A 1,434-nucleotide genomic window follows, 5' to 3' on the forward strand; every position below is an offset into this window, starting at 1 on the left:
CCGCCTTGAAGGTGTCGCAGGCCCGCACGTCGCCCGTCTGCAGGCCTTTCTGGAACCAGCGCTGGCGCTGGTCGCTGGTGCCATGGGTGAAGCTGTCGGGTACCACGTGGCCCTGGCTTTTCTTCTGCAGCGCGTCGTCGCCGATGGCCGCCGCCGCGTTGAGCGCCTCCTCGACGTCGCCGGGCTCGAGGATCTGGCCCTGCTGGTGGTTGTGGTTCGCCCAGATGCCCGCGAAGCAATCGGCCTGCAGCTCCAGGCGCACCGACAGCGCGTTGTACTCGCGCTCGCTCATGCGCGCGCGGGCCTTCTCCATCTGATCGGTGATGCCCATGAGGTTCTGCACGTGGTGGCCCACCTCATGGGCGATGACGTAGGCCTGGGCGAAGTCGCCGGGTGCGCCGAGCTGGCGGCGCAGGGTGTCGTAGAAGCTGAGGTCGATGTACACCTTCTGGTCCGCCGGGCAGTAGAACGGCCCCATGGCCGACTGGCCGGTGCCGCAGGCGGTGGGCGTGGCGCCGCGGAACAGCACCAGGCGCGGCTTCTGGTACTGGGCGTTGGCGGCCTGGAAGATCGCGCCCCAGGCGTCCTCGGTGCCGCCGAGCACGGCGGCCACGAAGCGGCCCGACTCGTCGCTCGGCGCGCCGGCCTGGCCCTGCGGCGCCTCCATGGGCGCGGGGGCCTGCAGGCCGCCGCCGTCCAGGGCGCCCAGGATGGTGAGCGGGTTGATGCCGAATATCCAGCCGGCCACCAGCGCGATGGCGATGGTGCCGAGGCCGATGCCTCGGCCACCGCCCATGCGCGGCAGGCGCCCCCCGCCGCCCGGGCTGTCGCGCCGGTCCTCGATCTGGTCCGACTGCCGGTTGTTTTCCCATTTCATCGCCAAGCTCCTTCACCCGCCGCGCGGGCCTGCTCGCGATGGTACGGCCAGCGGCCGCCGATCAGGCCTTGGGCAGGGTCACGCCCACCTGGCCCTGGTACTTGCCGCCCCGGTCCTTGTAGGACACATCGCAGACCTCGTCGCTTTCGAAGAACAGCACCTGGGCGCAGCCTTCGCCCGCGTAGATCTTGGCCGGCAGCGGCGTGGTGTTGCTGAACTCCAGCGTCACATAGCCCTCCCACTCGGGCTCGAAGGGCGTGACGTTGACGATGATCCCGCAGCGCGCGTAGGTGCTCTTGCCCAGGCAGATGGTGAGCACGTTGCGCGGGATGCGGAAGTACTCCAGCGTGCGCGCCAGAGCGAAGCTGTTGGGCGGGATGACGCAGACGTCCTTGTTGACGTCGACGAAGCTGTTTTCGTCGAAGTTCTTCGGGTCCACCACCGTGCTGTGGATGTTGGTGAATACCTTGAATTCGGGCGCGCAGCGGATGTCGTAGCCGTAGCTGCTGGTGCCGTAGCTGATGACGCGCTTGCCGTCGACCTGGCGGACCTGCCCC

General features: G+C 68.9%; 2 protein-coding genes. Both read right to left on the reverse strand.

Annotation, left to right across the window (positions count from 1 at the left end; genetic code table 11):
• Positions 1 to 877, reverse strand: an 877-nt coding sequence (ypfJ, locus tag BGO22_RS15960; protein ID WP_286851688.1) for a KPN_02809 family neutral zinc metallopeptidase, incomplete at its 3' end; no start/stop codon positions are given.
• A 61-nt stretch (positions 878 to 938) separates the two neighbouring features.
• Positions 939 to 1,434: dCTP deaminase (gene dcd, locus BGO22_RS15965; RefSeq protein WP_286851690.1), on the reverse strand; the 496-nt coding region annotated here is incomplete at its 5' end.

This window comes from Hydrogenophaga sp. 70-12 (assembly GCF_001897365.1).
GTDB lineage: Bacteria > Pseudomonadota > Gammaproteobacteria > Burkholderiales > Burkholderiaceae_C > Hydrogenophaga > Hydrogenophaga borbori.